The sequence below is a fragment of the Candidatus Methylomirabilota bacterium genome, from assembly GCA_036001065.1.
Lineage (GTDB): Bacteria > Methylomirabilota > Methylomirabilia > Rokubacteriales > CSP1-6 > MNEF01.
On the sequence record DASYUQ010000053.1, the window covers coordinates 1 to 25,694 of the forward strand.

At 70.9% G+C, this 25,694-nt stretch carries 23 protein-coding genes; 7 read left to right on the plus strand and 16 right to left on the minus strand.

What is annotated here, in order from left to right; genetic code table 11:
• Positions 1–243: 243 nt before the first annotated feature.
• From VGV13_04435 to VGV13_04445, 3 genes are all read right to left on the minus strand, one after another.
• On the minus strand, positions 244–543 hold the full coding sequence (locus VGV13_04435; GenBank protein ID HEV8640327.1) for a hypothetical protein: 300 nt from the start codon (positions 541–543) through the stop codon (positions 244–246).
• 16 nt (positions 544–559) lie between these two features.
• The gene (locus VGV13_04440; GenBank protein HEV8640328.1) at positions 560–775 is read right to left on the minus strand and encodes a YMGG-like glycine zipper-containing protein; all 216 of its coding nucleotides are present in this window, start codon (positions 773–775) and stop codon (positions 560–562) included.
• A gap of 91 nt (positions 776–866) precedes the next feature.
• Complete coding sequence (locus VGV13_04445) at positions 867–1,343, minus strand: intradiol ring-cleavage dioxygenase (GenBank protein HEV8640329.1); 477 nt, start codon at positions 1,341–1,343, stop codon at positions 867–869.
• 18 nt (positions 1,344–1,361) lie between these two features.
• Between VGV13_04445 and glgA the strand changes: the two genes are divergently transcribed.
• Both glgA and VGV13_04455 read left to right on the plus strand, forming a co-directional pair.
• Positions 1,362–2,537: a glycogen synthase gene (gene glgA / locus VGV13_04450; protein ID HEV8640330.1), complete on the plus strand. Its 1,176-nt coding sequence runs from the start codon at positions 1,362–1,364 to the stop codon at positions 2,535–2,537.
• Positions 2,538–2,627: 90 nt separating this feature from the next.
• Positions 2,628–3,404, plus strand: a complete 777-nt coding sequence (locus tag VGV13_04455; GenBank protein HEV8640331.1) for an HAD-IIA family hydrolase — start codon at positions 2,628–2,630, stop codon at positions 3,402–3,404.
• A 143-nt stretch (positions 3,405–3,547) separates the two neighbouring features.
• On the opposite strand, the gene VGV13_04460 is transcribed toward VGV13_04455, so the two are convergent.
• The 6 genes from VGV13_04460 to VGV13_04485 form a co-directional block, all read right to left on the minus strand.
• Entirely contained in the window at positions 3,548–4,393 is an 846-nt protein-coding gene (locus VGV13_04460; protein ID HEV8640332.1) for an FTR1 family protein, read from the minus strand.
• 5 nt (positions 4,394–4,398) lie between these two features.
• The gene (locus VGV13_04465; protein ID HEV8640333.1) at positions 4,399–4,746 is read right to left on the minus strand and encodes a cupredoxin domain-containing protein; all 348 of its coding nucleotides are present in this window, start codon (positions 4,744–4,746) and stop codon (positions 4,399–4,401) included.
• Between the two features lie 342 nt (positions 4,747–5,088).
• A complete protein-coding gene (locus tag VGV13_04470) occupies positions 5,089–7,428 on the minus strand; it encodes a PBP1A family penicillin-binding protein (GenBank protein ID HEV8640334.1) in 2,340 nt (779 codons plus the stop codon).
• A 31-nt stretch (positions 7,429–7,459) separates the two neighbouring features.
• Positions 7,460–8,392 (minus strand): glycosyltransferase family 2 protein, encoded by a 933-nt coding sequence (locus tag VGV13_04475; protein ID HEV8640335.1) that lies wholly within the window; start codon positions 8,390–8,392, stop codon positions 7,460–7,462.
• The gene (locus tag VGV13_04480; GenBank protein HEV8640336.1) at positions 8,389–9,423 is read right to left on the minus strand and encodes a FemAB family XrtA/PEP-CTERM system-associated protein; all 1,035 of its coding nucleotides are present in this window, start codon (positions 9,421–9,423) and stop codon (positions 8,389–8,391) included. The genes VGV13_04475 and VGV13_04480 overlap by 4 nt, the downstream gene beginning before the upstream one ends.
• 197 nt (positions 9,424–9,620) lie before the next feature.
• On the minus strand, positions 9,621–10,397 hold the full coding sequence (locus tag VGV13_04485) for a methyltransferase domain-containing protein (GenBank protein ID HEV8640337.1): 777 nt from the start codon (positions 10,395–10,397) through the stop codon (positions 9,621–9,623).
• Positions 10,398–10,749: 352 nt separating this feature from the next.
• Between VGV13_04485 and VGV13_04490 the strand changes: the two genes are divergently transcribed.
• From VGV13_04490 to VGV13_04505, 4 genes are all read left to right on the plus strand, one after another.
• Entirely contained in the window at positions 10,750–13,743 is a 2,994-nt protein-coding gene (locus tag VGV13_04490; protein ID HEV8640338.1) for an Ig-like domain-containing protein, read from the plus strand.
• A gap of 3 nt (positions 13,744–13,746) precedes the next feature.
• Entirely contained in the window at positions 13,747–14,127 is a 381-nt protein-coding gene (locus tag VGV13_04495; GenBank protein ID HEV8640339.1) for a hypothetical protein, read from the plus strand.
• 253 nt (positions 14,128–14,380) lie between these two features.
• The gene (locus VGV13_04500) at positions 14,381–15,643 is read left to right on the plus strand and encodes an O-antigen ligase family protein (protein ID HEV8640340.1); all 1,263 of its coding nucleotides are present in this window, start codon (positions 14,381–14,383) and stop codon (positions 15,641–15,643) included.
• Positions 15,640–17,688: a hypothetical protein gene (locus VGV13_04505; GenBank protein HEV8640341.1), complete on the plus strand. Its 2,049-nt coding sequence runs from the start codon at positions 15,640–15,642 to the stop codon at positions 17,686–17,688. The genes VGV13_04500 and VGV13_04505 overlap by 4 nt, the downstream gene beginning before the upstream one ends.
• 247 nt (positions 17,689–17,935) lie before the next feature.
• On the opposite strand, the gene VGV13_04510 is transcribed toward VGV13_04505, so the two are convergent.
• Together VGV13_04510 and VGV13_04515 are read right to left on the minus strand one after the other, a co-directional pair.
• On the minus strand, positions 17,936–18,088 hold the full coding sequence (locus VGV13_04510) for a YHS domain-containing protein (GenBank protein ID HEV8640342.1): 153 nt from the start codon (positions 18,086–18,088) through the stop codon (positions 17,936–17,938).
• Positions 18,089–18,188: 100 nt separating this feature from the next.
• Positions 18,189–18,356 carry a hypothetical protein gene (locus VGV13_04515; GenBank protein HEV8640343.1) on the minus strand — a complete coding sequence of 56 codons (168 nt, stop codon included), beginning with the start codon at positions 18,354–18,356 and terminating at the stop codon, positions 18,189–18,191.
• A gap of 180 nt (positions 18,357–18,536) precedes the next feature.
• Between VGV13_04515 and VGV13_04520 the strand changes: the two genes are divergently transcribed.
• Positions 18,537–18,791: a hypothetical protein gene (locus VGV13_04520; GenBank protein HEV8640344.1), complete on the plus strand. Its 255-nt coding sequence runs from the start codon at positions 18,537–18,539 to the stop codon at positions 18,789–18,791.
• A gap of 25 nt (positions 18,792–18,816) precedes the next feature.
• Here the strand turns inward: VGV13_04520 and VGV13_04525 are convergent, their stop codons facing one another.
• Genes VGV13_04525 through VGV13_04545 form a run of 5 tightly spaced genes read right to left on the minus strand, consistent with a single transcriptional unit; the run spans position 18,817 to position 25,693 of the window.
• Positions 18,817–19,773 carry a glycosyltransferase family 2 protein gene (locus VGV13_04525; GenBank protein HEV8640345.1) on the minus strand — a complete coding sequence of 319 codons (957 nt, stop codon included), beginning with the start codon at positions 19,771–19,773 and terminating at the stop codon, positions 18,817–18,819.
• Positions 19,763–22,069, minus strand: a complete 2,307-nt coding sequence (xrt, locus tag VGV13_04530; protein HEV8640346.1) for an exosortase — start codon at positions 22,067–22,069, stop codon at positions 19,763–19,765. Before xrt ends, VGV13_04525 begins: the two co-directional genes overlap by 11 nt.
• Positions 22,066–23,235, minus strand: a complete 1,170-nt coding sequence (locus VGV13_04535; GenBank protein HEV8640347.1) for a glycosyltransferase — start codon at positions 23,233–23,235, stop codon at positions 22,066–22,068. The genes xrt and VGV13_04535 overlap by 4 nt, the downstream gene beginning before the upstream one ends.
• On the minus strand, positions 23,232–24,362 hold the full coding sequence (locus VGV13_04540) for a glycosyltransferase family 4 protein (GenBank protein HEV8640348.1): 1,131 nt from the start codon (positions 24,360–24,362) through the stop codon (positions 23,232–23,234). The genes VGV13_04535 and VGV13_04540 overlap by 4 nt, the downstream gene beginning before the upstream one ends.
• Positions 24,359–25,693: an alkaline phosphatase family protein gene (locus tag VGV13_04545; protein HEV8640349.1), complete on the minus strand. Its 1,335-nt coding sequence runs from the start codon at positions 25,691–25,693 to the stop codon at positions 24,359–24,361. The genes VGV13_04540 and VGV13_04545 overlap by 4 nt, the downstream gene beginning before the upstream one ends.
• Position 25,694: the final 1 nt, after the last annotated feature.

Here is a 25,694-nt window from a genome sequence, read left to right on the forward strand (position 1 = left end):
TGGAGTCGCGGAACTTCCGGGTCCTCAGCCCCGCGTTCCTCTATCACGTCTCGAATCTGAAGTTCCATCGGTCGCGGGATCTCGCGCGCACCGCCCTACCGGCGACGCTCGCTACGGGCGGCAACACGCTCGGCGACCACCACGCCATGCGGCTGCCGTGATCGCGCCCGATTCACCGAAACGCGGCGGGCGCGGGGGCCGGTTGACCCGACCCAACCGCGCCCCCGCCTGACCGCCGCGCTCTCAGCAGGCGGCGGCGCGCAGGTTCATCTCGATGTGATCGCCGACCTTGAGGCCCTTGACCGTCTCCGGCGAACCCTGGAACTCGTGGGTCTGGCCGTCGGCCGAGCGGATCCTCACCATGTTGCGCTTGGCGTCGATCCTGACGACCTGGCCTTCGACCCTGTCGGGCGCGCCGGGCTTGGCCTGCGTGCCGACCGAGGCCGAGGGCTGCGGGCAGTCCTTTTTCTCCTGGGCCAGCGCGCTCGAAACCGACAGGACGATGGCCACCGTGCACACCACGGATAGAACGTTGCGGATCATGGGCGCCTCCTTGAGATCACTTCCGGTTGTGCTTGGTGATGTCGTAGATGGCGCCCGCCGCGGCGCCGACGCCGGCGCCGATCAGTGCGCCCTTGCCAGGACTGTGACCCGTACCCGCCGCCACTGCAGCGCCCGAGCCGGCGCCCACGGCGGCGCCTGTCGCCGTCCCGCACCCGGTCGCAACCATCGCCAGCAGCGAAAGCCCGATGATCGGAGTCGCTATGCGCTTCATTGCACATCCCTCCTGAACTGGGATCGCGTGTTAGACGTGCAATGCCCGTGCCTTCGAGAAGGCCTCGGTGGGACGGGCGGCTGGGGTCGGGTTACTCGCGGATCAGGACGAAGTCGGCGTCGAGCGCGCGCTGGCCGGGCTTGGGATAGAGCTGGGTGACCAGCACGCGGTGGCCGGGGGCGCTGACGCGCACGTGCACGTGCGGCGGGCGGCCCGGGTAGAGGCCGGGAAAGTCGGTCTCGTACCGGTAGCGGCCCTGGGCATCCGCCACCTGCGTGGCGCGGTGCTCGTCGTCGTAGTCGCCCCGCGGGTTGGCCGACCACCATTCGATCTTCGCGCCGGCCAGCGGTGCGCAGCCGGCGGCGGAGAGCACCCGGCCCGCTACGCCGAGCCCACGCCCGGTGGTCGCGCGCTCGGGAGCGTTCGGCGTGTAGAAGGGGCCGAGCGCGTCGGCCCGCGTCGGCGGGCACCGTTCCGGTTGCGCGCCGGCTGCCGGCGCCAGGCAGGCGGACGCCATCAGCGCCGCCAGCACCGCGCGGATGCGCGAGGAGAGGGGCCGGGCTTCCACGGATGGTATTCTACGGCCGTGAAGGCCCTCTTGCTCACCCGCGAGTACCCACCGCATATTTACGGCGGCGCCGGCGTCGTGGTCGATCAGCTCGCGCGCGCGCTCAGCCTGCGGATGGCGGTGGAGGTGCGATGCTTCGGCGAGCGCGAGCCCCAGGCCGACGCCAAGATCGCCGTCCGGGGCTACACGCCCTGGTCGCGACTGAGCGCGGGCCCGGACGGACCGCGCTTCGCGCCCGCGCTGGAGACGCTCTCGATCGGGTTGGCGATGGCGCGCGATCCGGTGGACGCCGACGTGGCGCACGCCCACACCTGGTACGCCGACATGGCCGGGCTCTGGATCCGCACGCTGCACCGCATCCCCCTGATCGTCACCCTGCACAGCCTGGAGCCGCTGCGGCCCTGGAAAGCCGACCAGCTCGGCGCCGGCTACCTGCTCTCCTCGTGGATCGAGAAGACGGCGGTGGAGACGGCCGACCGCGTGATCGCCGTCTCGGCCCGCATGCGCGAGGACATCCTGCGCCACTTCGCCATGGACCCGGCCAAGGTCGTCGTCATCCACAACGGTATCGACCCCGAGCGCTTCCGTCGCACCGAGCGGCGCGACGCCCTGGAGCGCTACGGGGTGCGGCCACCCTACGTGCTCTTCGTCGGCCGGATCACCGACCAGAAGGGGATCTTCCACCTGCTGGAGGCGGCGCCGAAGCTGCCGGCCGGGGTGCAGCTGGTGCTGTGCGCCTCGGCGCCCGACACCCCGGAGATCGAGGAGCGGCTGCGCCGGGCGGTGCCCCTGCACCCCAACGTGCTCTGGATCAACGCCATGGTCCCCGTCGAGGAGGTGGTGCAGCTCTACAGCCACGCGGCCGTGTTCACGTGCCCCTCGATCTACGAGCCCTTCGGGCTGATCAACCTGGAGGCGATGGCGTGCGAGACGCCGGTGGTGGCCTCCGCCGTGGGCGGCATCCTGGAGGTCGTCGAGGACGGCGCCACCGGCTACCTGGTGACGCCGGGGCGTCCCGACGAGCTCGCGGCGGCCCTGCGGCGGCTACTCGACGATCCCCAGCAGGGGCGCGCCCTGGGCCGCGCCGGCCGCCGGCGCGTCGAGGAGAAGTTTTCCTGGGCGAGCGTCGCCGAGCGCACCGAGCGCCTGTACGCCGACGCCATCGCCGAGTTCCAGCGGTCGGCGGGCGACTAGTGCCGTTCCAACCATTCGCGCCTAGGAAGGCACCGTGTACGTCGTTCGTGGACAGATTTAGTATCAACAAGTTGGAACGGCACTAGCGCGTTGCTCAGGGGCCTGCGCGGCTTCGTCTTCGATCTCGACGGCTGCGTCTGGAACGGCACCGTCCTCAATCCGGGGGCCCGCGAGCTGCTCACGGCCCTGCACGCCGGCGGGCGCCGCCTGGCCTTCCTCTCCAACAACTCCCGCGCCACCGGGAGCGAGCTGCGCGAGCGCCTGCACGCTCTGGGTGTCGCCGTCGCCGAGCACGTGCTCACGCCGCTCGAGATCATCGGTCAGGTGATCGCCGAGCGCTGGGGCCGTTCCCGGGTGCTCGTCATCGGCGCCCGGGAGATGGCGGAGGCCATCGCGCGGGGAGGCCACGACATCCTCGACGTGAAGGACTGGCGGTCGGCCACGGTGGTCGCGGTGGGCAACGACTTCGACCTGACCTACGAGCGGCTCACCGCCGCCTGTCGCGCGGCCGCGTCGGGAGCTGCGCTGGTCACCCCCAACCTGGATCGGCGGCTGCCCATCGAGGGCGGTGACTTCCTGCCCGGATGCGGGGCGATCGTGGAGGCGGTGGCCGTCGCCGCGGGTGTCCAGCCCGTCGTCGTCGGCAAGCCGGAGCCTCCGCTCTTCCTCATCGCCCTGGGCCGGCTCGGACTGCCGCCCGCCGGCGTCGCCATGGTGGGCGACAGCGTGCCCTCGGACATCCGCGGCGGGCGCGCGGTGGGCATGCACACCGTGCTCTACGCGCCGGACGGGGCGGGTGAGGCCCGCGACGCCGACCTCGTCGTTCGCTCCTTCTCGGAGCTGGCGACGCTGGCGGGCCTCGGCTGACGCTTCCAGCGCCCCGGCGTCTCGGTGTAGGCTGGGCGCGGTCGACTACTTCATCCTGAAAGGAGACCTATGAAGCGAGTGCTGGCACTGCTCATCGCGCTCGTGTTCGGCTTTCCGGCGCGCCTCAGGCGCCCTCGCGCGCTTCACGGTCGGGCGACGTCGGGCCGAGGCTCCGACCGCTGGCGCGCCGGCACCAGGACGTTGCCGAAGAACAAGAGCCCGGCGACGGCCACGTACGTCACGTACGCGCCCACCTCCAGCGCCGACGGCCGGGCACGGTAGCCCAGGAGACCGCTCAGGAACGCGCCGACGAGGCTCCGGTCACTGAGCAGGACGGAGGTGTCCCAGAGGGCCTGGGACTGCGGAAGGACGCCGAGCCCCTGGAGCTGACCGACGCCGGTGCTGAAGAGTCCCGCCGAAACGAACAGCAGGATCGCGGAGGTGACCGTGAAAAATCGAGGCAGGCTGAGCCGCCTGCCTCCGCGGAAGATCGCCCAGCCCAGCAGGGCCGCCGTGGCCACGCCGAGGGCGCCGCCGGCGATGCCCGCGACCGAAGAGGTCGCCTGGGTCAGCAGGCCCCAGAGGAAGAGGATGGTCTCGGCACCCTCGCGGAAGACCCCGGTGAAGGCGATGAGGCCGATGATCCAGAGCCGCCGCGTCAGGCGGGCCTGGTCGATCCGTCGCTGCACGTCCCCTTTGATCGACCGGGCGTGCTGGCGCATCCACCAGCCGTGCCACGTCAACAAGATTACGGCGGCGAAGACGACGACGGCACTGACGACGTCGGGCCCGAGATCGAGCAACGGGCCGGAGAGGAAGCTGACGGCGACCCCGGCGGCGATGCTCGCCAGCAGGCCCAGCGCTCCACCGGCCGTGGCGTACCGGTAATAGGCGCGACCCCCGATCTTGTCGAGGTAGGTGTAGACGATCCCCAGGACGAGCGCGGCTTCGAAAGCCTCACGGAGCGTGACGACGAACGTGGCGCCCACCCCTCTTACTCCACGACGAGGCGCCCCTTGGCCGTCGCCTCGTGATACTCGCCGACGAATGGGTAGGTTCCGGGCTTGAGCGCGGGCATCCGCAGGCGGACCGTCTTGCCCGCGGGAATCACCTTTTCGAGGCGAAGGTCCCGGCTCTCGAACTCCTCCGCTCCCCGGTCCTTGTTGGTGATGACGAGGACGAACGGCGCGCCGGCCTTGACCCGGATCTCCTCGGGCTGGAACCGATGCTTCTCGATCGTCAGCGCGATCTCACGCGGGACGTCGGCGGCTCGGGGGACGCCGGCCGGCAGGGCCAGGCCGGCCAGCGCACCGATCGCCAGCAGTCCGATCATGCGGGCCATGGATGAACCTCACCTGTGATTTGACATTAGGCATACCTAATCCAGACGATTCTGTCAACCGAGACTCCCCGCGGGACGGGCAGGCCCTGCCGGGTGTTGCGTCAGACGCGCCAGAGCAGCTGGGCCAGGCCCCCCTCCGAGTCATCTCTAATTTAGCGGGCGTGTCGGAAGGGCCGCCGTTCGAGCGCCGGCCCCGCCGGCGCAGCCGATCCTGGGGGAGGTTTCGGAGGGGGCCGTGGCGGCCCCCTCCGATGATCTAGTGCCGTTCCAACTTGTTGATACTAAATCTGTCCACGAACGACGTACACGGTGCCTTCCTAGGCGCGAATAGTTGGAACGGCACTAGCGGCGGAGCCAGTGGAAGAACTTCCGCCACCAGTCCACGATCTGCTCGCCCACGCCGTGCTCCTGGCAGGGCGGCGGCACCGTCCCCTCCAGAAAAGTCTCGCGAGCCACCAGCGGACAGAAGCGGTTGGCCGCCTTGCCGTTGCTGAGGTCGATGTCCGCCTGCGTCACCCCCGGCGGCACGGCGAAGTCCGGCGCGGGATAGGCCTCCAGCGCCTGGCGCATGAAGTCGGCCCAGATGGGCAGGGCCGCCTGCGCGCCGCTGAGCCCGTGCGGCTCGCCGCTGTCGAATCCGACCCAGACCAGCGTTACCAGATTTGGAGCGTAACCGACGAACCAGGCGTCGCGCCCATCGTTCGTCGTTCCCGTCTTGCCGGCCACCGGGCCCGCCACGCCGAGCGTGCGCGCGGAGGCGCCCGTGCCCGACACGATCACGCCCTGGAGGAGCGAGGTCATCAGATAGGCCTCGGCGGCCGGCACGGCCTGCTTCAGTTCGGGCTCGGGCAGCGTCACTGCCCCCCCGTCGTCCTCCCACACCGCGCGCACGCTGGTGACGGTGTCGGCGCGGACACCGCCGTTCGAGAACGGCAGGTACGCGCGGGCCAGCTCGAGCGGCGTGACCTCGAAGGCGCCGAGCGCCATCGCCGGAACGGGGGACAGGGGGCTGGCGATCCCCAGCGCGCGCGCCGTCTCAATCACGGCGCCGAGGCCGATCTCCTGGGCGATCCGCACCGTCGCCGCGTTGAGCGATTGCTCGAGCGCGCGGCGCACCGTCACGCGCCCCTCGTAACGGTCCTCGTAGTTGCGGGGGCTCCATTCCTTGTCCCCGACGTCGAGCGTGAGCGGGGTGTCGTCCACGAAGGTCGCGGCCGTGAACGCGGGCTCGCCGCCGCCCCGCCGCAGCGCGGCCAGGAAGACGAAGGGCTTGAACGCCGAGCCCGGCTGGCGGCGGGCCAGGACGGCCCGGTTGAACTGGCTCGTCTGATAGTCCCGGCCCCCGACCAGCGCCCGGATCTGCCCCGTCTCGGGGTCGAGCACGATCAGCGCCGCCTGCAGGCGCTCGGCGGGATCCTTGGCGCGCGCGCCCGGCCGGCTGCCTTCCAGCCGTTCGAGCCCGCGCTTCACCGCCGCCTCGGCGAAGCGCTGGAGGGCCAGGTCCAGTGAGGTGAAGACGCGCGCGCCACCGCGGGCCTCGATGGTTCCGTCGCCCATCCGGTGCTCGATCTCCTGACGGACGTAGTCCGCGAAGTAGGGCGCCGATTGCCCGGGCGCCGGCGCCGGCTGCAGGCGGATCGGCTCCCGGCGCGCCGTCTGGTACTCGGCCTCGGAGATCCGGCCCAGCGAGCGCAGGCGCGCCAGCACGACGTCGCGCCGCTGCCGGGCGCGGTCGGGGTTGAGGACGGGGGAGTAGCTGTTGGGCGCGCGCACCATTCCGGCCAGCAGCGCCGCCTCGGCGAGCGTGAGCTGGTGCACCTCCTTGCGGAAGTACGCCCGCGCCGCCGAGCCGACGCCGCGGATCGCCAGCGAGCCGCGCTGTCCCAGGTACGTCTCGTTGAGGTAGGCCTCGAGGATCTGCTCCTTCGTGTAGCGCCATTCGAGCACGGCCGCCAGCCAGGCCTCGCGGAGCTTGCGCCCGAACGTCCGCTGCGAGCCGAGGAGGCGGTTCTTGACGAGCTGCTGGGTGATCGTGCTGCCCCCTTGCGTCACCCGGCCGGCCCTGAGGTTGACCCACACCGCCCGCAGGAGGCCGCGGAGATCGACGCCGCCGTGCTCGAAGAACCGGTGATCCTCCGCGCCCAGCACCGCGTGCAGGAGCACCAGCGGCATCTCCCCCAGGCGCACCGGTCGGTAGTCCTCACCGGGACGGTCGCCGACGCTGGCCAGCACCTCGGGCTCGAGGGCGGCGGCCGGCAGCGACTCGTCCTCGCGCGTCACCCGCACGATCCGGTCCCTCTCCAGCTCCAGGCGCACGCGGGCCGAGCGGCGCCCGCCGCTCTCCTCGATGCCGCGGAGGAAGACCTCCCAGGCGTCGGCGGTGCGGTAGAACTGGCCCGGCGCCGTGGGCGCCACGGGCACCTCACGGTAGCGCAGTCGCTCCAGCGTGCCCGCCAGGTCGATGGCGCGCGCGTTGATGCCGGGGGCCAGCGGCTGCGCGGCCGCATAGATGAAGGTCGCGTGGCGCGCGGTGACGCGGTCGAAGCGAGCCAGCTCGATCGCCGTGTACGTGACGAGGCCGGTCAGGGCCAGCCCCAGCGCGACCCCCGCGGCCAGGAGCGCGAGGACGAGGGGATTCGCGCGTCGGAGCCGCGCCAGCAGCGCCGGGAGGAACGGGCTCACACCTCTAGTATGCCCGGAGTGGCGGCGTCGATCAGATCAAACGCTCGCGGAAGTGGCGGAGGGCGCGGGCCGCGAGCCCCGGACGCTGCGCCTGCAGCGCCTGCAGCCGCGCCCCGGCTTCGCGCGACAGCGCCTCACGCGTGGCCAACGCCTGGCGGGCGCCGCGCAGCGCGTCGACCAGCCCGCGCGCGTAGGCCCGCAGCTCTCCCGCTCGCGCGGCGCAGAAACCCACGAGCGCCAGATCCTGGGCGATGGAGGCGGCGGCCGCCGCCGGGCGGTGGTTGCGCAGGGCGACCCAGACCGCGTTGCGCACGAAGCTGTAGTAGATCCGGCTCGACGGCCGGGCCGACGGCGCCACGAGGTGCTGGACGCGCACGGTGGGCGTGTAGATCAGCTCGTGACCGGCGTTCAGCAGCCGGAGCGCGAGATCCCAGCCTTCGTGCCCGATGAAGAAGGGCGGCCAGTAGCCGCCCACGGCCAGGAAGGCCTCGCGCCGGCACGCCGAGGCGCCCTCCAGGACGTAGTAGGTGGGAAATTCCGTCTCCGCCCAGCGTCCGGGGTCGCGCGGGTGGCACCAGTCGCGGCGGGAGAGCGCGCCGTCGGGGCCGACGATCATGAAGTTGACGACCGCCGCGCGCGGGTGGCGGTCAAAGGCGCCGAGTCCGCGCTCGACGCCGTCGGGCGTGGTGAACAGCACGTCGTTGTCGAGCGTGAAGACGATCTCGCCCTTGGCGGCGGCGACGCCGGCGTTGCGGGCGGCGGCGCCGACGTTCTCGGTGAGCCGAACCAGCCGGACGTCGGGGAACTCGCTCCGAACCATCTCGGCGCTGCCGTCGGTGGAGGCGTTGTCCACCGCGAGGATTTCTAGAATGGGGAAGCGCTGGCGCCGGGCGGCTTCCAGCGCGCGGCGGAGAGCGTCCCGGCGCTGGTAGTTGAGGACCGCGATCGAGACCGTGGCGCTCAATTCGGTATCTGGCCCCGGATCCACGGCCCCAGAGCATTCGCCAGGGGCACCGGCAGCTTCTTCCAGGCGCGGACCAGGGGCGCGAAGCGACTTGAGTCCCGGTCCACGGACGGCGGGGCGCCCTCGTCGACGTCGACGAAGATCCACGGCAGCGCGCGCGGTACAGCGCCCCACTGCCGCTTGAACTCGAACGCCCCGGCGTTCCTGAACGACCGGCCGAGGTCGAGGGTGCGGTAGCCGTTGTCGCACCCGAAGCGGATCACCGCCCAGTAGAGGGTGAAGTTGGGGCAGAGGGCGAAGGCCTCCCGCAGCGAGGAGGGCCACGGCACCATGATCGTGTCGCGGAAGAAGAGACAGACGGCGGCGCCGATGGCGCGGCCGTCGCGGTCGCGAACCATCAGGACGCGGGCGGCGCCTCCCAGCTCCTCCAGCATCAGGGTGAAGAAGCGCCGGCTGTGGACGGGCGTGCCCAGGTCGCGCATGTTCACCGCGAAGATGCGGTAGAAGTCGTCGAGCAGCTCACCGCCGCCCCAGACGACGGTGAGGCCGTTCTTCTCCCCCTTGCGCACACGATTGCGGCGCTCCGAGGGCAGGGCCTTCCAAACCGCCTCCGTGCTCGCGAGCGGCAGAAGCATCGTCACGCGGTCGCCGGCCAGGGTCCGGCCGACCCCGGTGGGATGGAGCTGGCGCAGCCCCACCGACTGGACCGCGCGCTCCCGGGCCAGGGCCAGAGCGCCCTCGGCCAGAGCGCTCTCGGCGGCGCCGCCCGGCTCGGCCAGGATGCCGCCGTAGTCGAGAAAGGGCATCGAGACGAGCCGGCGGCCGAAGAGGCGGCTGTCGATGAGGACGAGCGGCAGCACGCCCGTCAGCTCCCCCGCCTCCTCGGCGGCGAGGTAGAGGCCCTGGTGGCCGTAGGCGCCTTGGATGATCGTCCCCCAGGCCGCGAGGTGGGCGACGGTGGCGGCCGGGTGCCGCTCGACGAAACGGTCCCACCTCTTGTCGGCGCGTTCGATCGGTCTGATCTGGATCATGACGCTCGCTGGTTGCGCAAGTCGGATGCCACTCGGCGCCCACCGAAATTCGTGGGGTTTTCGCGCTCGCGTCGCCGGCGGCGGGCAAACACTTGCCCCCACAAACGGCGATCCTGCTGCACAGGCTGGGGGCGCGGTATCGTCCGCGAGTCGGCCAGGCGGGTAAAGTTTTCAACGGCCGCGAGCAGCCACCGCGCTCAGCTCCCGACTGGCACGTCCCGCCCGGCCGAGGTCAGGCCGTAGAAGAGCCACTTATCCCCGTGCAGGATCGTCTGCGACAAACGGATCGGGCTCAGCGCATGGACCGTCTCCGCCCGGGGCCGTATGCCGAGCCACTCCGAGCGGTAGAGATCCCGAGGTCCGTCCGGCCGGAGCCGCTCCTTTAACCAGCGCTTGACCTGGGCCAGCGGCCTGAGACGGTCGCGCCAGGTGCGCGGGGTCAGCGTGAAGGCGATGAGGCCCGAGGGCTTGGCGACGCGCACCATCTCGCGAAGGTAGTCCCCCAGCACCGCTTCGGACGGAAGGTGCTGAAAGACACAGTAGGCCAGGACGAGGCTGGCCGAATGCGTCGCCAGAGGCCGGAGGCTGTAGCCGTCCGAGGGGTGGAACGTCACGTTCGTGAGCGGGCCCGCGCGCGCGATCGCCAGCATCTTCTCTGAAAGGTCGAGCGCGTTGACGTGACGGACCTCCGGAGCGATGGCGCGGGTGAGCCGGCCCACTCCACACCCGATCTCGACGACCATATCCGTCGGCGACGGTACGTAGCCCAGTACGGCTTTCAGATCACTCCAGATCTTCGGTCCCGCGTTCCAGAACTCGGCGGGGTCGCGGCCCTCGTAGGGGCCGAAGCTCGAGACATACCAGAACGCGTTCTCGCGCGCCTTGGTTTCCCAAAATTGGCGGCTCGACGCCAGCCTGCGTTCCGGCGACTCCCCCCGCGATGCTTTGAACTGCTGCCAGAGGCTGCTCTTCATGGCCCCTCCCTGCGCTCAGACGATTCAGGCACTACGCCTGAGGCGCAATCCGAGTGCCAGGCCGCCGATACGCAATCTCGGTCACTTCGAGGCGCGCGCGCGAGTGGGGCGGGCAGATTTTTTCGGCATAGAGAGGGCCGCGTGCACACTCCCGGTCCCTGGGCGCCGACTGTCCGTCCACCGCCACCGGTGTCAGCGACGAAACTCTCGGCCGCAGAGGTAAAAAGTTCAACGCGCGCGAATCCGCGCACTTCAATCTGTTTGATTTCTGGCCTATGAATTGCCGTTCCCACTCCCGGAAAATAAATTCTTCACGTTGTAAGTCGTGGAATATCCAACTACGGGGGTGGACATGCTGCGGGTCCCGACGGCAATGCTGGTCCTGGTGATGGTTCTTCTGGCAGCCTTCAGCGGCGCGGGCGCGCAGAGCCTCGTCGCGGGTGGGCTCACGGCCCTTCCGCCGGTAAACCTTGGATCAAGCCTGGTGACGAACGGCGGCTTCGAAACGCTCAACGGGAGCCTGCCGGCCGGCTGGACGGGCGGGACCGGGTGGAACGTCGACCAGCTGGTCCGGCACTCGGGCACCTTCAGCTACCGCCGTACCACGGGGGCGCCCTCGGCCTCGCAGACGATCCAGCTCCGCCAGGGCGTCTACAAGTTCAGCGCGTGGATCAAGACCGAGCTGGCGACGGGCAGCAGCGGCGTTCGTCTGCTCGTGGATTTCCGGCCCGGGGTGTTCCAGTGGATCACCACGGACCTGATCAACGGGACCAAGGACTGGACCCTCTACGAGCTCAAGAACATCGTCGTGCCCGAGGATCGGACGGCGATCGTTTCGCTGGAAAACTTCGCGGGGGCCAGCGGCACCGCCTGGTTCGACGACGCCAAGTTCGAGGAGCAGCTGGCGCAGCCCGTCGACGTGTTCCTCCTCTACCCGAACTACCGCGGCATGCTCTTCGACGACCAGCCGCAGACGATGAAGTTCGACGTGACCGTCACGCCGCCGGGCGGCGACTTCGGCCGGTTCAAGGTGACGGGCACCCTGAAGGACGAGGCGACGGGGCAGGTGGTGGCCACCCAGAGCTACCCGGCCAGCGCCCACTTCGTGGCCGAGCTGAGCGGCAGCCTGATGCAGGCCGGCGGGGGCTACCTGGCGACCTTCGCGCTGGTCGAGCAGGCGAACGGCTCCACCGTCTACACGTACCCCGGGTATCGGGTGTCGAAGGCGCCGGGAGCCGCCCGGCAGTCGATGAACATCTCCTTCGACGCCAAGAACCGCCTGCTGGTGCGGGGCACGCCCCGCTTCGTGCTCGGCGTCTACGACTCGGGCATGGGCTACAACACGACCGACGCCTACTGGGAAAACCTGCTCTGGTCGCCGACGGGCGAGCGGCGGATGGACGGCCTCAAGATCAACTTCTACCTGAACTACTGGTACGGCGAGGCCAGCGCCGAGGCGATGAAGGCGCTGATGGGGAACCTCCAGAAGCACGGGGTGGCTTACTTACAGACGGGCAACTGCTTCGACAAGTTCGCGGCGGGGCAGAACTTCTTCATCAATAACTCGAACACCTACGTCCAGGACATCGGCGCCCAGGCCGGCAGCGCGGGCTACTACACGATCGACGAGTGCCAGTCGGCCCTGATCCCGGGCGCCTTCACGCAGTATCAGCGGCTGCGCAATCTCGACCCCGACAGCATGACCTTCGCCGCCCTGCTGGGGAACCCCGACATCGTGCTCTGGCGCGACGCCGCGGACGTGCTGTCGAGCGATCCCTATCCGCTGTTCGGGCCCGAGCCGGCCGGTGGCTACAACCACAAGCAGGTCGCCGACTGGACGGCGATGACGCGGCAGGCGGTGAAGGACGCCCGGCCGTTCATGACGGTGCTCCAGTTCTTCAAGTTTACCTCGCAGGGGCGGTTCCCCACGCTCGGCGAGATGCGCAGCCACGCCTACATGGCGATCGTGGAGGGGGCCAAGGGGTTGTTCTGGTGGAGCCTCGGCGGGGGCGCGTTGCGGGATGTCTGCGCCGGCTGGTGCGATCAGAAGACGACGTTCATGAACAACCTCAAGACGGTGGTGGGCGAGGTGGCCGCCCTCGAGCCCGTCCTGCTCGCCGACGACACCCCGGGCGCGCTGACCGGCAACAGCAACCCCCCGGCGATCCGTACCAAGGTGAAGGTCGTCAACGGCACGGGCTACCTCTTCGCCTACAACTACAACAACCAGACGGTCAGCACGACCTTCACATGGCAGACGGCGCCCGGTACGGTGACGGTCAACGCCGAGAACCGCACGGTGGCGGCGAGCGGCAGCTCCTTCAGCGACACCTTCGGCCCCTGGGAGGCCCACGTCTACGTCATCGCCAACGGCGGCAGCGGCGGTACGCCGACTCCAACACCCACGCCTACCCCGAGCCCGACGCCGATCACGGTATCGTTCACCAATCCGCAGAGCAGCGCCACGGTGAGTGGCACCAGCACCGTGACGATGACGGCCAGCGGCGGAAGCGGTAGCTACACGTTCAAGCTCGCCGTGGACGCAAACACCGTCTACACGGGGACGAACGGCACGTTCGGCTGGAACACGACCACGGTCGCCAACGGGGGCCACACGCTGACCGCGACGGTCACCGACTCGAACGGGGCCTCGGGGACGGCGACCAGGACGGTGACGGTGTCCAACACGACGACCACGCCCACCCCGACCCCGACGCCGACGGGCGGACTGACGGTGGCGATCACCCAGCCGAGGTCGGGCGCCACGCTGAGTGGCACGGCCTGGCTGGTGGTGTGGGTGCAAGGCTCGAACGGCAGCAACACGTTCACCCTGAGGGTGGACGGTCAGGCGGTCAGCTCGCAGGCTGGCAACAACGGTCCCGTGTCGATGGCGTTGGACACGACCAAAGTGGCCAACGGCTCGCACACGCTGACCGTCGGCGTGCGGGACGGGAGCGGCAAGACGGGCACGCGTAGCGTGAGTGTGACGACGTCGAACGCCACGACGACACCGACCCCGACGCCGACGCCGATCCCGACCCCGGCGCCGAGCCCCACGCCCACGGGCTCGCTCAAGGCGATCTTCACGGGCCCGACGAACGCCGCGACGGTGAGTGGCACGGTCGTCGTGGACGTCTGGGTAGAGGGCCAGAGCGGCACCGCCAACACGTTCACCCTAGCGGCCGATGGCCGGGTGGTCACGGCCCAGACCATCGCGGGCGCGCACGCCACCTTATACTGGCCGACCACCGGCCTCACCAACGGCACACATACGCTGACGGCGACGGTGAAGGATGCAACGGGCAAGACCGGCACGTCGAGCATCAGTGTGACGGTGAGGAACTGAACCGTGGCGCTGGAGGTCGCCCTCGATACGCGCGCGGCCGAGGAGCTCACCCCGGGCACTTTTGCCGTGCACGTGAGCGTGAGCGGCGGCCAGAGGCCGCTTCAGCTGTCGGCCTACTTCGACGGGCAGCTGGTCGGCGCCTGGGACAGCGTCGCCGATGTCTACGAGTTTCGCGCCTCCGATCTCTTCGGGGCTCGACACGCGCTGACCGTTCGCGCGGTCGACGCCGCCGGCCAGTGGGGTGGGGCGAGCACGGTCATCCGTGCCGTCGAGCCCGGCCGCGGTGCCGATGACTCTCCTCCGACACCCGCCGCCAGCCAGACCGAGGGCTCGCGGCCGAGGCTCACCCTGAGGTCCAGTGTGAGGTCGCGGCGCCGAGCGTAAGCTGACCGTCCAGTCCTCCGCGCGGCCGTCGACGCCCCCGCGCCGGCGGCCGCGCCTTCCCACGGTTACCTGCAACCAAGTTCCGGCGTCGTGCATTTTTGTGCAGGCTCCCCGTCCGCAGGCCAGAAAATTCGCGAGGTTTCGGGCCTGCGTTCCCCGGGTACGCCTCTTGCGCTGTCTTCAGGCCGGAGGCCCAAGGTATGCGCGTTGCCGTCGTGGACCACCCGACCTTTTTGAGGCTCCCCGACTAGCCATGTGGCTCCTGCTCCTGATGATCCTGGTGATGCCCTACGAGCAGAGTCCCTACCTCTACATCGGCGAGAGCTTCCTCGGGGTCATCCCGGACTTCACCGTCATCAAGCTGCTGGGACTCCTGGGGTTCGGCTGGGCGCTGGTCCGCCTGGCGTCGGGAGGGATTCCCGAGGGCGTCCTGGCCTCCCGGCAGGCCAAGCTCTTCGCGACGTTCTTCGTGGGCGTGATCCTGGCCGGGCTGCTCAGCGGCACCGGCTTCATCGCGGTGTCTCGGTACCTCGCCTTCCTGCTGTTCCTGCCCTTCGTGCTGGCGAGCGTGCGCTCGCACGAGGACCTCCGGCGCATCCTTTACGCGATGGTACTGGGCTTCGTCCTGACGTTCCCCTATGGCTTCCGCCAGATGCTCCGGTACGGCGACCGGATGGGCGTGGGGCTCTACGAGCCGAACTACTTCGCCGCCAACCTCGCCCTGGTCATCCCGGTGGCGCTGGCCATCACCAGCGTGCAGCCGACGTCGCGGAAGCGGATGCTGTGGCTCCTGGTGAGCCTGGTGCTGGTGGCGAGCCTCTTGCTGACCTCGTCCCGCGGCGGCTTCCTGGGCCTGCTGGTCGCCGCGACCATCTTCGTCTACCGGCGCCGGGGCGCCGGCGCCGCGGTGGCGCTGGTGGTCGCGCTGGTGTTGGCCGCGCTGCCGACGAACCTGGGCGAGCGGGCACTCGCTACGCTCTTCCAGGACAGCGAGGCGCCGGCCGGCCTGGAGGCGTCGAACGAGGCGCACGTGGCCCTGTTCTGGGGCGCGCTCCGCATGATCGCCGACGCGCCGCTGACCGGCGTCGGCCCCTACAACTTCAAGACGTTCAGCACGGCGTACTCCGGCCTCGAACGGGACTTCATCGCGCACAACAGCTACCTGGAGCTGGCCGCCGAGCTGGGGTTGCCGGTGCTCGTCATCTTCCTCCTGCTGGTCGCTGCGGTGTTCCGGGGCCTGCGTCGCGCCGTGGCGATGGGATCGGGCGGGCCGGCGCAGCGCGAGCTGGCGGCGTGGGCGGAAGGGTTGCGGAGCGGGCTCATCGGGTTCCTGGTGGCGGGCACCTTCATCAGCGCCCAGTACGAGAAGTGGTTCTGGCTCGTCATCTTCTTGTCGATCGTCGTCGAGCGCCTGGCGGCCCGCCGCGAGGCGACGGTGGGTGGCGAGAGCGTTCCGGCCGTTCTGCCCGCTCCCTCCTGGCCCGCGACGCCGGCCTCGGGGTTCCCCGCGCGGTGATCCAGCTCGTCGCGGGCCTGGCGCTCCTTGGCCTCTGGGCGCTGACGGTCTTCGCCCAGGGGGTCGGCGGCCTGACCGGACCGCCGGCGCAGGAGGTCCCGGGGCCGAACCTTCTCGACAACGGCGGTTTCGAGACGACGACCCCCGACAACGTGCCGGCGAAGTGGAGCGCGCGGGATGGCGGTCTCTGGTCGATCGATACCAGCGCGCACAGCGGCCGGGCCAGCCTGAAGCTCGCCGGCGTCGACCGGCAACAGTCGGTGCCGTCCACGGAGCAGGCGGTGACTCTCACCCCCGGCTTCTACACCCTCGAGGGCTGGGTGAAGACGGCGGGCCTCGGCGCCGCCCGCGAGCGCAGCGGCGTGCGGTTCTGCCTCGATGGCCGGCCGCGCCTGAACTGGTGGAAGTGCACCACGACCGTGCGCGGCACCGCCGACTGGACGCTGCTCCGCCAGGCGCTCATCGCCGTGACCGATCCCGGGACGTACCGGGTGGCGGTGGGCGCGTACGGCCTCCCGGATGGAGTCGCCTGGTTCGACGACATGAGCCTCACCCAGGTCCGGCGCCCGGCGCTCGACGCGTACCTGCTCTATCCGAACTTCCGCGGCATGCTCTTCGACGATCGCCCGCAGACCGTGCGCGTCGCCGTCGCCGTGACCGATGTGGCGGAGGCCCAGCGGTCGAAAGCCCGCGTGCGGGTGAGCCTGCTGGAGGAAGCGAACGGCAGCGTGCGGGCCAGCCGTGACTATCCCACGACGCCCGCGCGATTCACCGCCGAGCTCGACGCCCGCCCGCTCGCCCCCGGCGCCTATCTGGTGCGCGTCGACCTGGTCGGCGAAGGCGGGGACGCGCTCTACCGCGCGGCCGACTACCGCATCGTCAAGGCGGCGGCGAAGACGCGCGAGCGCCTGACCGTCTGGTACGACGAGCGCAACGTGACCTACCTCGAGGGCAAGCCGGCCTTCATCCTCGGTCTCTACAACACGACCGGGTACACGGAGTCGCGGGACACGTACGCGCGGGGGCAGGACGACTGGGGCAACGCGCGCATCGCCGAGGCCCCGATCAACATGCTCATCAACTACTGGCTCGGGCGGGCGCCGGTCCCCGCGCTCTACGCGTACATGGACGATCTCCACTCGCGGGGCATCTACTATCTGCAAACGGTGAACTTCTACTACGTCGACGATCCCCAGTACCGGGAGATCCCGTATCCGGCCGCCCGGGAGGGCGAGGACGCCCTCAACCGCTGGGTCGCCCGCACGCTGGCCAAGCATCGCGGCCTGGCTGGCTTCTACACCGCCGACGAGCGTCCCGCCGACATGGTGCCCAAGGTCCTCCGCCAGCACCGCGCGCTGAGCGAGGCCGCGCCGGGCACGGTGACGTACGCCGTCCTGGGCGACGGCTGGGAGAACCAGGCGCCGCTCTGGCGCGACTCGCTCGACGTGATGGGGCTCGATCCCTATCCGATCACGAAGCCACGCGGACAGAATGATCTCGCGATGGTGGGGGAGTGGACGCGACTCGGCCAGGACGCCGTGCAGGGCAGCCGGCCGCTCTGGATGGTGATCCAGTACTTCCCGCTCACCAGCGCCGGCGGCTGGCCGACGTACGAAGAGCTGCGGGTGATGAGCTGGATGGCGATCATCGAGGGCGCCCGGGGGCTCGTCTACTGGTCCTTCGGCGCCCGGGGGCTCAGCTGGGTGAAGGAACCGGCGCAGCGCCAGCAGCACTGGCGAAACCTGGTGGCCGTGACGAAGGAGATCAAGGGGCTGGAGCGCGTGCTCCTCGCCCCTGACGCGCCAGTGGTGGCTCGCGAGTCGAGCGGCGGCGCCGTCCGCACCCTGGGCAAGCGCCTGCCCGATGGCACGCGCTACCTGTTCGCCTACAACTCGAAGAACACGCCGGCCAGGGTCACCTGGGCCCTCGCCGAGCCCGCGCAGGAGGCTGCCGACCTGGGCAAGAGTACGCCCCTCAAGATGGACGGCGCCCAGCTCACAGCCGAGTTCGGCCCCTACGAGGTCAAGCGTTACCGGCTTCGCTGAGGCGCCCGCGCCAGGGTGATTGGCGCTAGTCATCACGATGCCTCGTCCCGCTCGCGGTCCTGGTCGCCGGAGGACGGGGTGCAAGGGGCCGGCCATGCCGGCTGAGGGGCGGATTGTCGGAGGGTTCGCCTTCGCGGACGCGCGAGCCGCCCAGAGAGGGTTGCCCGTTCTGGGAAAACGTTTGTCCGGGCTGGGTCGTGACCGGCGGGCTCGCGGGACGCCCGAGCCCGCCGGTCCGGCTTGACGGTCAGGCCGTCTGACGAGCGTAACGCTCGGGTTCCTGCTCGAACTTCTCTTTGCACTCGCTCGAGCAGAAGTAGTAGTCGCGACCGCGATGCTCGGCGGTGGCCTCGGCAGTCTGCTCGTCGATCTGCATGCCGCACACTGGATCTTTCGCCATGGGTCGGACCTCCTTTGCTGGCGCCGGGCCGCGGCGCCGGGGCCGAGCGTTGCATCCGCCGTGCCCCGGACTTTCCGAGGGCCGTGCGGCGGCGCGCTCGCTACGCCGCCCGTCGAGCGGTTTCCTCGCCGGTGACGCGCTTGAAAAAGACGGGGACGGACGCGCGGCGGAGGACCGCCTCGGCAACCGTCGTCTTCATGAGGAAGTCGGGCGCCGGCTGTCCGACACGCGCGCGGCTCCCGAAGAGCCCATCGTGTGGTTCGAGCATGAATCACCTCCCGAAAGGTTTGGGCGTCGGTGCAAAGGGGGTGCCTGTGGACTCGTCTCCCCGGGAGCGGCGCCGTCGTCTCGGATTTCGGTAAAGAGTTCGCCACCGCCGCGCGCAAGTGGCCATGGGTGGCGCGACCGGAGGTCGGGCACGCCCTTTGCACCTTTTCCTTTCGGCGCGATGCGAATCTTCCGGCCAGAAGTCGAAGCCGTTCTCAAGACGCTGACCGCGATCCTGCTGGTGGCGCTGGTGGTGCTGCCATTCGCCTGGGGCTACGAGCAGCGACGACAGGCCCGCACCTGGCAGACGCTGGCGTGCACCTACCGGATGAGGGAAATCGCCCGGCGCGTGCCCCTGCTCGCGGGCGCGGATTCCACGCCCGATCCCTGCGGGCTGCTGCGGCGGCTTGGCGTGGACCTCGAAGGCGCGCGCTGACCGTTCCTCGGGCCGGGCGCGACCGTCAGCGCGAGGCCAGGAAGCTCGAGCCCGCGTAGTTGCGCCGCAGACGGCGGAGCCCCACCCGCAGAGAGCGCAGGGGCGCCAGCGTGCCCGAGCGCAACGACGCGTAGACCGCCCCCAGCATCACGCCTATGACGAACCAGCGGAAGGCCAGGCGGTTGCCCAGCGTTTTCGGCTGGTGCTTGTCGAAGACGAAGCCCCAGCTCGTCAGCAGCGTTTCTTCGTAGCGTGTGGCCGGGCGCGGCGCGCGGTTGTGGACGACGCGGGCGTCGGTAGCGATCGCCAGGCGGGCGCCGCGGGCCCGGAGCGCCCAGGAGAGATCGATGTCCTCGCCGACCGAGGCGCCCCGGTAACGGCGGTCGAAGTGGATCCCGCCCAGGGCCTCCCGCCGCGCCGACAGCATCCCGCCCCCCAGCATCCCGACCGGCGCCAGCCTCGTTCCGCGGTAGCGGCGCCAGTTCCAGTACACCCGCTGGCGGTCGTCGCGGAACGGGCCCCGGCAGAAGATCGCGCCGAAGAGACGCTCGGGGAAGGGCGGCGGCGTGTAGTTGGTGATGACCGGAGTGATCGCCGCCACCTCGGGATGGCCCCGATAGTGCTCGTGGAGGCGCTCGAGCACGTCGGGCTCGGGGACCATGTCGTCGTCGATGCAGATCACGATATCCATCGTGGCGAGGTCCAGGCCGACGTTGCGGGCGGCGGCGGCGCCGTCGATCGCGCGGTCCCGGAGGTACGTCAGCGGCGGTCGCCGTTCGGGGGGCGCCGAGGCCAGCAGCTCCTCGACGAGCGCGCGACCGTGATCGCTGTCGCTCTGGTCGACCACGATCAGCTCGTCGACGGGGACGGTCTGCGCCAGCAGGCACGAGACGACGTTGGCCAGGAGGCCCGGGCGGTTCTTGGTCGGGATGATCGCCGACATCGTCGGGCGGGTGGGCGCCGTGACCTGCTCAGGCCGCATCGGTCGCGCTCCCCAGCCGGCCGGCGCGGCGCAGCAGGGCCACGCCCAGCATGAACGGCACCAGCATGACGAAGTAGACGACCTTGCCGTAGGCGATGTGGAAGAAGCCCATCGCCGTCTCCGGCCCGTAGTAGTGCGCCAGCACGCCGGTGCCGGCGACGCGGATGAGGTTCGCCGTGATGGCCACCACGATGGCCAGGGCCAGGATGGCGGCGCGCCGCCCGGCGCGCCGTTGCGTCGTCCAGGCGAACGCGGTGCCCACCACGATCATCGCCAGCAGGAACCTCAGCCCGTTGCAGGCCTCGGTGACGTGCAGGACGACGCCGGGAATGTGGATGCCGAGCCCGTCGCGCACCGTGGGAATTCCCAGCGCGGCCAGCGCGTGCCCGGCGAACCACGCGGCGAGCTCCTGGAGCGGCAGCGAGATGGCGGGAATCGCGCCCTGGGGAAGCGGCGCCATGAAGACGAGGAAGGCGATCGGAAAGGCGATCGCGCCGAAGCACCGGCGCCCGAGCAGGAGGATGCCGGTGCCGGTCAGGACGGCAGGGAGGGAGAGTGCCTGGATGGTGAGGCTGCCCGCCGCCGCGCCCGTGGCCAGGACCGCCAGCCCGCCCGCCAGCAGCGCGAGCCCCGCCGGCGACCATGCCGGCTGCCCGGCGGCGAGCCGGCGCCGGGCGTCCCAGATCCCGTAGCCGGCGAAGAGCGGCACCACGAACCCGTGCGAGTAGTACGGAACGGTGGCCCAGACGTCGACGAGACCCCGCATCACCGGCGCGTAGAGCGTGACGAAGCAGGCGGCGGCCACGGTGCCCAGCCCGATGACCACCGGGCGGCGCGGGATTCGCTGCGCGGAGGTGCGGAGAAGATTCCACTCGCGCGGGCCCAGGGCGCCCAGCGCGAGAGCGGCGGCCACGAAGACCGCCAGCCCCAGCGCGGCCGCGCCCACCAGGCCGGCGGGGTTCGGCCCCTCGGCCGCGGCCAGCCGCGTCGCCACCAGCGCCATGGCCCCCGCGGCAGCGATGCGGCCGAGGTCGAGGGCCGGGAAGCCGCATCCCTGGCGTCCGGTGACGGCCACGAAGGCCAGGACGGAGGCGGTGAGCTGCGCCAGGGTGTTGGCCACGACGGCGCCCCACATGCCGAAGCGCGGGATGAGCAGCGCCGCCGCTCCGATGTTGAGCACGGCGCTGATCCAGGTGGCGTTGAGAGCCCAGCGCCGGTCGCCGCTGGCGCGCAGAGCCGCCCAGGCGACCTGGCGCATGACGCCGATGAGCGCGACCCCAAGCATCGGCCCGAGCAGGAGCGCCACCGGCCGGTACGGCTCGCCGTAGAGCAGCGTGATCGCCCCGGGGGCCAGGGCCGTCCCCACCGCCGCCAGCGGCGCGCCCACCAGCGCCACCCAGCGGAGGGCCGCGCGGTACACGCGACCGAACTCCTCCCCCGCGCCGCGGCCGTGGATCGAGGCCAGTGCGGGCAGGAGCGTCCCGGCGGCGATCTCGGCGGCGATCATGCCTTTGGTGGCCAGGCCGAAGGCGACGCTGTAGAACGCGATCTGCTCGGCGGGCGCGTAGAGCCGGAGGAAGAAGACCTCCGACCGATCCCAGACCAGCGCGTCGAGGACCGCGACGATGGAGAGCGGCAAGAGATAGCCTCGGAGCTCGGCCCGCACCCCGTCGGGGATCGGCGCGCTGCGGTCCGGGTAGAGCGTCAGCGCGCGCCGGCGCTGGAGCGCGCACGAGATCGTCGTGCCGATGGTGCCGCCGATCACGAGGCCGAGGATGTCGGCCCCCAGCGCCAGCGCGGCGATCGCTCCCAGGAGGTGCAGCGTCATCTTCAGCGTCGAGGCCTGCGTCGTCAGGTCGTAGCGCTGCGCCCCGTAGGCGGCGTGGGAGTAGATGCCTTCGAGCGTGATCGGGAAGAGGCCGACGATCACGAAGACGAGCGGCCACAGCAGGTCACGGGGGGCGGTCCAGACGACGACGGGGAGGAGCCCCGCCGCGACGACCGCGGCGGCGATCACCTGCCGGCGCGTGAAGAACCGGACGAGGGCGCCGGCCAGCGCCCGCTCGCCCTGCCCCAGCGCTTCGGCGGTGTAGCGCGTCGTCGCCAGGGCGAAGCCGAGCGTGGCCAGCGCCGTCATCGTCCTGAAGAGCCAGAGCAGATAGGAGTAGTCGCCCATCCGCTCCGGCCCCAGGCCCCGGGCCAGCAGGATGGACATGAGCAGCCCCGCGACCAGCCCCAGGCCGGTGACGACGCCGTACCAGAAGGTGTTGCGCAGGATCGTCTCGCGGATCGTCATGCAGCACGGTCTCTGGCGGAGGCCTGGCGCCCCGGTGCCCAGATAGCCTCGGCACCGCCACGCAGATAACGTGCCAGGCCGCCGACTCCAGCCGCGCTCACCACGCAGAAGTAGTACGGGATGGCCAGCTTGCCGAGGGCCAGGCCGCGCCGCTCGGCGGCGGCGGCCGCCAGCGCCACGCCGTAGAACGCGACCTGGACGACCATGGTGATGCCGTAGAGCGGATCGCGGTCGAGCAGCCCGAGATTCGCGGTGAACGCGAGGACCAGGCAGGGGGCGCTCGCCCACCGGAGCACGCGGTGCGACACGAGCGCCCACACGCCGCGTGCGCAGCGCGCGGCGACCAGGCGGGGCAGCCACTGGCGCGTCAGCGCGATGCCCTGGGCGATGATCCGCACGTGACGCCCGAACTCCTGGCGCGCGTCCCGGGAGGGCGGCTCGAGCGTGTAGGCGTGCGGATCGAAGCGCGACACGCAGCCGGCCAGGGCCGTCTGCAGGGGGTGCAGCAGATCGTTGACTTCCGCGGGCTGGAGCGGACGGAAGATCGCCCGCCGGATCGCGTAGATGGCGCCGTCGGCGCCGGCCAGAAAGCCCAGCGCGCTCTCGCCGCATTTGATGAGCGCCTCGTAGCGGACGTAGCCGTTGCCGACCGCCCGGGCGTCACCGTCGCCCGCCGTCCCGTAGAGCCCCTGGCCGCTGACGAGTCCGACGCGCGGGTCGTCGAAGAGCGCGGTCAGCCGCGTCAGCGCTTCGGGGGTGAACAGAGCGTTGGCGTCCGTGAAGACGAAGATCTCGCCCGTGGCGGCGGCCACGCCGCGGTTGAGGGCGGCGGACTTGCCGGCGCGCGGCTCCTGGCGGATGAGCCTGGCGCGCCGGTCGGGACAGCCCAGGACGATCTCGTCGGTTCCGTCGGTGGATCCGTCGGAGACGACGATCACCTCGAGCCGGTCGGCCGGGTAGCGTTGGGTGAGCGTGCTGGCGAGCTTAGCCTCGATCCACTTCGCCTCGTTGAAGGCGGCGATGATGACCGACAGGCGCGGGCGCGACCTCAGCGAGCGCCGCGGCGGCGGCGCCAGCCAGGCGATGAGCGCCAGCAGGAGCGGATAGCCGACGTACGCATATCCGACTGTCAGAACGGCGAGCCAGAAGATCAGTTCGAGCGTCATCGCTGGAGCGACAGCGCGGAGCGGTAGACGCGCGCCGTTGCCTCGACCTGGCGCGCGAGATCGAAGCGCTCGACTGCCGCCGCCCGGGCAGCGGCGCCCAGCCGCTGCGCGCGGTCAGGATCGCCGAGCAGCGCGCACAGCGCGCGGGCCAGCGCGCGGGGATCCGCCGGGGGCACGAGCAGGCCGGTGGTCCCGTCGCCCACGACCTCGGGCGTGCCGTCGACCGCGGTGGCCACGACCGGCCGGGCCATCGCCCCCGCCTCGATCGCGGTCAGAGGCATGCCCTCGTAGAGCGAGGGCAGCGCGAGGACGTCGATGGCATCGAGCAGCCGCGCGATGTCGGTCCGGAATCCGGTGAAGATCACCGATGCCGCCAGGCCCGTGTCGCGGGCGCGCGCCTCCAGCGCCCCCCGGAGGCTGCCGTCGCCGACCACCAGCAAGCGGGCGTCGGGAACCTCGCCCAGCACCGCCGGCCAGGCGTCCAGCAGGTAGAGGTGGCCCTTCTGGGCCTCGAGCCGGCCCACCACGCCCACCACCGGCGTTTGGCCATCGAACCCCAGCTCCTTGCGCACGGCCTCGCGGTCGCGCCCGGGCGCGAACGCGGAAAGGTCCCGGCCGTTGGGCACGACGACGATCTTGTGGGGCGGGTAGCCTTTGCCCCGGGTGAGGAAGTCACGCGCCGCCTCCGACACGGCGATGACCCGATCCACACACCGCGCGACGAGGCGGTCGGGCAGGAACGATCCCCGGATCGCGCCGCGCCGCCATCCCTCGCGCCCGTGATAGGTCTCCACGACCGCCGGGACGCCATGCCAGCGGGCGAGCGGCGCGGCCACGGCGGTGGAGCGGAAGAGGTGCGGGTTCACGATGTCCGGGCGCACGCGGTCGATGAACCGGCCGAGCCGCCGGACTGCGGTCGTCCCGAGCCAGCCCTCGGCCTGAACGGCCAGCGTGTCGACCCGCGTGCGGCCGAGATCCGGGGCGAAGGCGTCGAGCAGCGGCGCCGGCGCGGCCAGCGCCAGGCTGAACTCGGCGGGGTCGAGGCGCTGCAGCAGCGCCAGCACCACCTCTTCCACGCCGCCCCGCGCGGGCGAGGTGAGCACGAACATCAGACGGATGCGCCTCACGCCGCCACTCCGTTGGCCGGGTCGGTTCCAGCCCCCGCCCCGGTCGTCGGGCCTGTTCGAGCGCCGGCGTCATTGGTCGGGCTGTTTCGAGCGCCGGCCTCGGTCGTCGGGCCGTTTCGAGCGCCGGCGAAGCCGGCGCCACCGGTGCTGGGGGAGGCCTCGGAGGGGGCCGCCCAGGCCACCTCCGATTTAATCCGCAGGTCGTCGAGGATCACGTCGTACACGCGCGTGATGTGGTCCACGGAGCGGTCGATCGGCGTCGTGGCCAGCAGCACGGCGTCGGCCGTCGGCTCGCTCGGGTGGTAGCCGTGCATCCCCGCGAAGCGGAACGTCCCCATGTGGCTGGGGCAGACGAGGACGCCGGGTTTCATCAGGAAGAGCAGGTGGTAATAGCGGCCGTCCTCGAACCACACGCCCAGGCGCGCGAGCTCGGCGCGATCGAGGAGCTGGCCGCACGGGTGGTCGGCGAGCAGGTCCAGCAGGCGCTGGCGGGCCCGGTCGTTCCACACCCAGAAGCGGGCCATCGTCGAGTCGTAGGCTGGCAGGTAGTCGTCGGGCACCCGCAGCCCCAGCGTCGCCACGTCCCGGGCCAGGTCGTAGGTCCATCGCACCGGCGTCATGCCGTGGTCGGAGAAGACGAACATCCGGACGTCGTCGCGCGCGCGGGTGGCCGCGTCCCACACCCGCCGCAGCCCCGCCTCGTACCAGGCGAGCTGCGCCGTCACCCCGTCGGGCTCGTGCACGTGGAGGTGCAGGTAACTGTCGAGCCCGCTCAGGTAGAGGAAGAGGACGCGCGCCTCGGACTCGGCGGCCCGCCCCGGCGCCAGGGCCAGGATCTCAGCATCGGTGTGCGCGTGATAGTTGTAGCACTCGTAGCGGATGCCGGCGTCGCGCAGCTCGTCGAAGATCGAGCGGCAGTCGAGCCCGCCCGGCTGATAGATGTCGCGCTTTTCGGTGAGGTCGAAGTGCGCGAGATGCGCCACGGGGTAGTCGTAGATGGAGAAGTAGCCGCTGTAGCCGCTCAGCCGGCGCGAGGCGCGCTTGATCATGCGCCGGGCGAGGGGGTTCTCGATGAGCGGACCCGGCAGCCTCCGCAGCGGACGCGTCCAGCGGAAGGGCGAACGGTCGGGCGCCAGGTAAAAGAGGTTCCAGTGGCCGTGCTGGCCGGGATAGCGGCCCGAGAGCAGGCTGGGAATCGCTCCCGAGCTGTAGCCAAGGATGGTCACGAGCCAACGTTTTTCGACGAGCACGTCGTCGAGGAACGGGCGGCTGCGGATCAGCTCCCAGCCCAGCGCGTCGACGAGAACGTAGATCGAGAGCGGCGGCTTCATG